At 41.4% G+C, this 6,413-nt stretch carries 7 protein-coding genes and 1 tRNA gene; 6 read left to right on the top strand and 2 right to left on the bottom strand.

Going from position 1 to position 6,413, the window contains the following annotated elements:
* Nucleotides 1-10 precede the first annotated feature (10 nt).
* Nucleotides 11-718, bottom strand: a complete 708-nt coding sequence (locus ACZFYI_RS13650) for a tetratricopeptide repeat protein (RefSeq protein ID WP_462524683.1) — start codon at nt 716-718, stop codon at nt 11-13.
* A gap of 226 nt (nt 719-944) precedes the next feature.
* Here ACZFYI_RS13650 and ACZFYI_RS13655 point away from each other — a divergent pair, with 226 nt between their 5' ends.
* From ACZFYI_RS13655 to ACZFYI_RS13675, 5 genes are all read left to right on the top strand, one after another.
* Nucleotides 945-1,397: a hypothetical protein gene (locus ACZFYI_RS13655; protein WP_462524684.1), complete on the top strand. Its 453-nt coding sequence runs from the start codon at nt 945-947 to the stop codon at nt 1,395-1,397.
* 26 nt (nt 1,398-1,423) lie between these two features.
* Entirely contained in the window at nt 1,424-1,831 is a 408-nt protein-coding gene (locus ACZFYI_RS13660; RefSeq protein ID WP_462524685.1) for a DUF4332 domain-containing protein, read from the top strand.
* A 93-nt stretch (nt 1,832-1,924) separates the two neighbouring features.
* Nucleotides 1,925-3,466, top strand: coding sequence for a helicase HerA-like domain-containing protein (locus ACZFYI_RS13665; RefSeq protein WP_462524686.1), 1,542 nt, complete (start codon nt 1,925-1,927; stop codon nt 3,464-3,466).
* An 11-nt stretch (nt 3,467-3,477) separates the two neighbouring features.
* The gene (locus tag ACZFYI_RS13670) at nt 3,478-4,689 is read left to right on the top strand and encodes a BaiN/RdsA family NAD(P)/FAD-dependent oxidoreductase (RefSeq protein ID WP_462524689.1); all 1,212 of its coding nucleotides are present in this window, start codon (nt 3,478-3,480) and stop codon (nt 4,687-4,689) included.
* A 2-nt stretch (nt 4,690-4,691) separates the two neighbouring features.
* Nucleotides 4,692-5,054 carry a hypothetical protein gene (locus ACZFYI_RS13675; RefSeq protein ID WP_462524687.1) on the top strand — a complete coding sequence of 121 codons (363 nt, stop codon included), beginning with the start codon at nt 4,692-4,694 and terminating at the stop codon, nt 5,052-5,054.
* Nucleotides 5,055-5,058: 4 nt separating this feature from the next.
* Here the strand turns inward: ACZFYI_RS13675 and gap are convergent, their stop codons facing one another.
* Nucleotides 5,059-6,054, bottom strand: coding sequence for a type I glyceraldehyde-3-phosphate dehydrogenase (gap, locus tag ACZFYI_RS13680; RefSeq protein ID WP_462524688.1), 996 nt, complete (start codon nt 6,052-6,054; stop codon nt 5,059-5,061).
* Nucleotides 6,055-6,246: 192 nt separating this feature from the next.
* Between gap and ACZFYI_RS13685 the strand changes: the two genes are divergently transcribed.
* Nucleotides 6,247-6,321: transfer RNA gene (locus ACZFYI_RS13685), tRNA-Glu, on the top strand.
* Nucleotides 6,322-6,413: the final 92 nt, after the last annotated feature.

The following is a 6,413-nucleotide window of genomic DNA, read 5'->3' on the forward strand; positions in this document are numbered from 1 at the left end:
TAACCAAACCTCAATGGCTCATTTCTTTCAGCTTTTCAAATCCTGTAGAAAAATGCCTGGGTTGAGTTCCCGGTTTGTGGTCACATATTTCCTCAGACAATAGCCTGCCTTGACCCCTGCAGGTCCTACAATCGCTCAATTCCTTTAAGGTTCCCATGCATTTAGGACAGGTGTGTTTTCCTTCTCCGGAGCATTTATCGCATTCATAGTATTCCACGATATTAAAAACATTTATTTTGGTCACTAAACCTGATCCCCTGCATTTGGTACAACCGACTATTCCCCTGGTTTTGCAGTACATGCACGCTTGCTCGATCTGTCTTTCTCCTTCACATGTTGGGCAATTCAAATAGCGGTAACCTCTGTTGTCACATAGTTTACAATTGTAAATGCTCGCCATGTTCGTTTTCAACTTAGTCTCCAAAGACTTTGCAGCCTCGTAGTTGTCACCTTTGTAGCCATTGATCTCCAGATATTTATTCAAAAAATTCAGGCTGTTGTCATACTGACCCAGCTGATAAAGGGTTTCCGCAAAGAAGTAAGGCATTTCTGGTGGAATCGAAAGATTGCTTTCAATGATCTGCCTGAAATAAGCATTGGCTTTTTCATAATCCCCCTTTTCCATTTCTGCCAATGCACTGTTCATCAGCTTTCCTGAGCCTCCCAAATTTGGTTTGACCTGCGAATAAACAGGACTAATCAGTATGAAAAAAATCATTCCTGTGATGAAAAACCTAAGAATTGAAGAGGCTTTGGGACTAAGTGTAATCAGAATCATTGGCAAATAAGAGAATCGGTTTGCATTACTTTGAACAAAGTAAATACCTTTCATTAACAAAACAATGGTAAGTATTTTGTTTGATATTTAGAAAAAAATCAAAATATTGACAGTTCTTATCCATAAGTTTAACTTACCATCGAAAAGTTTTTAATCATCCCCATTTATGTTACAGGAAATTTTAGCAAAAACATCGACCGAATTGTTGTCAGGATTGACAGGAAAAGTAGGTTTGGGACAGGACCAGGCAAAGCAAGCCTTGGACCTGACCAAGGACAGTTTGGTATCTACGCTTGGAAAGGAGGCTGTTTCAGGTAATCTTGATGGAATTTTGAACATGGTAAATTTGGGATCCTCTGCTTCCCAATCTCCTGTATTTCAAAATCTTTTGGGAGGATTGAGTAAAGATTATATTTCCAAACTTGGAGTTTCTCCGGAGATAGCAGGTCAGATTGGTAAAATTGTGTTGCCTGCCATCATCAAAGCCATTTCGAATTCCAAAGAGGGAAACCTTGACGTATCAGACCTCACCAAAATGTTGGGAGGCGATCTCGGAGGATCCATTATGGGCAAGGCAGGAGACCTTCTTAAAGGAGGATTGGGTAATTTCTTTAAATAATTTCTTACACTTAATACTTAAATTTTATGGCAAAAACCATCACTGCGATCGAAGGAATCGGTCCCGCGTACAAAGAAAAATTAGCCGCAGCCGGCATCTCAACAGTAGAGGGTCTACTTGAAAAAGGAGCATCCAAAAAAGGACGAAAAGAAATCGCTGAAGCCAGTGGTATAGGTGAAGGCGTCATCCTTGATTGGGTCAATATGGCTGACCTTTTTAGAATCAATGGCATTGCAAGTCAGTTTGCCGAATTACTCAAAGCTGCAGGAGTAGATACAGTCAAAGAACTCAGAACCCGAAATGCTGAAAACCTTCACAAAGCATTGACTGAAAAGAATGCAGAGAAAAATCTGACGAAGGCTATTCCCGCTCTTTCCAAAGTTGAGGATTTCATTGCACAAGCCAAAGACTTGGAACCTGTGGTCACCCATTGATCCTTATTCAAACCAATAAAAACCTGAATACAGCTTTTTGTATTCAGGTTTTTTTATTTTAGCTGAAATATTCAACCCATTTCAATTTTTACCATGAGCAAATCAGAAGACTTCAAACAACACCTAGAGCAGGGCTATACTTTCAAAGGAAATTCAATCATTCTCGGTACAGGAATTTTGGATCATGAACCTGTCTCTCACGCGCAGGTAAAAATCCCACTCAAAACCCTAAACAGACATGGCCTGATAGCCGGGGCGACAGGAACGGGTAAAACAAAAACCCTCCAGGTAATTGCGGAGCAGCTTTCTCTCAATGGGGTGCCTTCAGTATTGATGGACTTAAAAGGAGACCTTTCGGGAATTGCTCAGGCAGGAAGTATGAACTCCCATATTGAAAAAAGAAGTAGCTTAATCGGGATTGATTACCAAGCGACAGGGCTACCTGTGGAACTGATGTCGATCAGCCATGAAAAAGGAGTGAAGCTCAAAGCCACCGTTTCAGAATTTGGGCCTGTATTGATTTCCCAGATTATGGAATTGAACGATACCCAGAGAGGAGTCGTCGCTTTGGTTTTTAGATATTGTGACACAAACCATTTGCCTTTGCTTGACCTTAAAGACCTCAAAAAAGTCCTCCAGTTTGTGATCAACGAAGGCAAAGAAGAAATTGCCAAGGAATTTGGGGCAGTATCTTCGGCAACTGTAAATACGATCATGAGGAAAATCATTGAATTGGAACAGCAGGGTGCTGAGAATTTTTTTGGAGAACCTTCTTTTGATGTGCAGGATTTTGTCAGGACAGTGGATGGCAAGGGCGTTGTTTCTATTATCCGTTTGACCGATATCCAAAACCAACCAAAGCTATTTTCGACTTTTATGCTCAGCTTGCTTTCGGAGATTTATGAGACCTTTCCGGAGCAGGGTGATGCAGACAAACCGAAATTATGTCTATTCATAGACGAAGCGCATTTGGTTTTTTCTACTGCATCCAAAGACCTGATAGAAAAAATTGAGGCCATTGTAAAGTTGATCCGGTCAAAAGGAGTAGGGGTGTTTTTCTGTACCCAGACTCCGACAGACGTTCCTGATAACGTATTGGGACAGTTGGGTTTAAAGATCCAACATTCATTGAGGGCTTTCACTGCAAAAGACAGGAAGGCTATTTCAAAAACCGCAGAGAATTACCCTTTGTCAGCCTTCTACAAGACAGATGAGGTCTTGACTTCCATGGGAATCGGAGAGGCTTTGGTGACAGTTTTGAATGAAAAAGGGATTCCGACACCTTTGGCACACACGCTTTTGCGGGCCCCGGTTTCAAGAATGGATATATTGACTGAAGGTGAAATTGATAGCTTGGTCAAAGCTTCTTCCCTTGTCAAAAAATACAATATTGACATAGATCGGGAAAGTGCTTTTGAGCTTTTGGAGCAAAAGATCAGTAGGGCAGAAGCAGCCGCTGAAGCCATGAAAGACCAACCTATCCCAAGTGCAAAGCCAAAAGGAAAAACGGTCAAGGAAACCTCCATCATTGATGAACTCAGTAAAAATACCATGGTGAGACAATTAGGCAGAACAATATTTAGGGAATTAACCAGGGGGATTTTGGGTTCATTTTCAGGAAGTAAAAGAAGATAAATGTGGGTAGGCTGAAAATCGGAGTCATTGGAGCAGGAGCTGCGGGGTATTTTGCGGCAATACATGCTGCCCAAGGTGGAGCCGAGGTGACAATAGTTGAGAAAACATCCAAATCCCTTGCAAAAGTAAAGATCTCCGGAGGCGGAAGGTGTAATGTTACCCATTCAGCTTTCGAGATTTCTAACCTTTCCAAAAATTATCCCCGGGGAGAAAAATTTCTAAAGAAAGTATTCAGACATTTTTCTGTCAGGGATACTGTCCAATGGTTTGAATCACGTGGTGTGTCTTTGAAAACAGAGTCCGATGGCAGGATGTTTCCGGTTTCGGATGATTCCCAATCCATCATAGATGCTTTGCAATCAACTGCTTACCATAGTGGGATCAAAGTTGTTTTCAATTTTGCTGTCCAGGAAATTGTAAAAACAGATACATGTTTCAAGCTTATTGCAAAAGATAAAACTTTGGAATTTGACAGGATTGTGGTCTGTACAGGAGGTAGCCCAAAAATGGAAGGATTCAGTTTCCTATCAAACTTCAAGCATACCATCGAACCGCCGATCCCTTCACTTTTCACTTTCAATACGCCTCATGAACCGATCAGAAAACTGATGGGAATAACTGTTCCTGATGCCTATGTCAGGCTTGAGGGCACCAAAATGGCTTACAGAGGGCCATTGTTGATCACCCATTGGGGACTGAGTGGGCCTGCTGTGTTGAAACTTTCTGCATTTGGGGCAAAATGGCTTTATGACCAACAATATAAAGCCAATGCACATATCCGATGGGGCAATGATTGGACGGAGGATTGGCTCCTCCAACAGCTTCTTTCATTTCAAAAAAACCACCCCAAAAAGAAAATCCATTCCAATGCATTATTGGGATTGCCATCACGACTTTGGGAACACCTTTGCGAAAGGTCCGAAATTGGTTCCGATAATCTTTGGCAGAATTTGCCAAAAAAGCAATTCAATAAAGTGGTTCAAAATCTTTTTTGTTATATTGTTGCTGTTGAGGGAAAGACCACATTCAAGGAAGAGTTTGTTACCTCAGGTGGTATAGTTCTTGATGAAGTCAATACTGAAACGATGGAAAGCAAGCTTGTTGATGGCCTGTTTTTTGCAGGAGAAGTATTAAACGTTGATGGAATTACAGGGGGATTTAATTTTCAGGCCGCTTGGAGTACCGGATACCTAGCAGGAGTAAGCGCAAGTCAACCAAAATAATCATGCTCGAAAACCAACTACCTGTCAATTTTGATAGGATCGAAGAAATGTCAGAAGGCGATGCTGAGTTTAAGGCGGAGTTAGTAAGCGCATTATATAAATCTCTTTCAGAGCTCAAGGAAAGATACCTTGAAGGGGCAGAATTACAGGATATTGAGATTATTTCTCAAATCCGCCACAAAGTAAAGCCTGCGCTTTCTTTGTTTGAAATCAATATATTGAATGATATCATTCAGGAGGGGAAAGACATTCTTACTGAAAAAGGGTTTAATGAGGATTTTATGTCGCACCTAGAAAAGTTTCTTGATGCCGTCCAAGATGCTATTGACCAAGTTGGTTCCAATTTGGAACAGGAAGAAAACTGAAAAATCACCCCATTTTTTGAACCAAATCCACCAAACGGCTGGAATATCCTGATTCATTGTCATACCATCCGACTATTTTTACCAGATTCCCTTTTGCCGAAGTCAAAGCTGAATCAAATATGCAGGAATGTGGATTGCCAATGATGTCAATGGATACAATCGGGGCATCTTCATATTCAATGATTCCTTTCATCGCTCCTTCCGACTCCTTTTTGAATACAGCATTCAATTCCTCTGAGGTGGTTTCTTTTTTTAACAAAACCACCAAATCTGTCAGTGAACCATCAGGAACCGGGACACGCATGGCCGAAGCCTCGATTTTGCCTTTGAGGGAAGGCAGGACGATCTCCATCGCCTTTGCCGCATTGGTGGTGGTAGGAATAATGGAATATGCGGCTGCACGTGCCCTTCTCAAATCCCTATGGGGAGCATCATGCAGATTTTGATCATTGGTATAAGAATGAACAGTTGAAACAAATCCCTTTTCTATTCCAAAATTATCTTCCAAAACCTTGACCATAGGAGCGAGGCAATTGGTTGTACAGGAGGCATTGGAGATGATCTTTTCATCTCCGGTCAAAATATGGTCATTGACGCCAAGGACTATCGTGGGAATTTCTTTGCTTGGAGAAGGGGCGGTGATGATCACTTTTTTTGCACCGGCCTTCAGGTGACCTTCAGCTTGGGATTTTTCAGTGAATTTTCCTGTGGATTCCAATACGATGTCAATGTCCAACTCTTCCCAAGGAATATTTTCAGGATTCCTTTCTGCAAATATTCGGATGGTTTTTCCTTTGACTTCGATATTTCCATCCACAGCTTTGACCGGAAAGGGGTATTTTCCGTGAACAGAATCATACTGCAGCAGGTGGGCTAGGGTAATAGGGTCTGTCAGGTCATTGACTGCGACGAGTTCGATGTCTTCTTTTTCAAGTAATAGCTTGAAAGTCAACCTTCCAATTCTACCAAAGCCATTGATTGCCACTCTTGTCTTTTTCATGTCAGGGTATTTGTACTTTTTATCAAAGGCGAAAGTAAGAAATTGGATGGAAAGCCTGTCAATAATTTTTCAGGTTAGTTATCAATGTTTTGCCTAACAAAACCAAATATTTTTTGGTCATGTTTTGCATTCTTATTTAAACCCGCTATATTTGCAACACCTTTCAAAAAAGAGGTCAAAACCCATCAAAATGGTCGATTCGTCTAGGGGTTAGGACGTATCCCTTTCACGGATAAAACACGGGTTCGATTCCCGTATCGACTACCAAAACACTGGATGCCCCCAGTGTTTTCTTTTTGCCTTTAATGGTCGATTCGTCTAGGGGTTAGGACGTATCCCTTTCACGGATAAAACACGGG

The sequence above is a fragment of the Aquiflexum sp. genome, assembly GCF_977115555.1.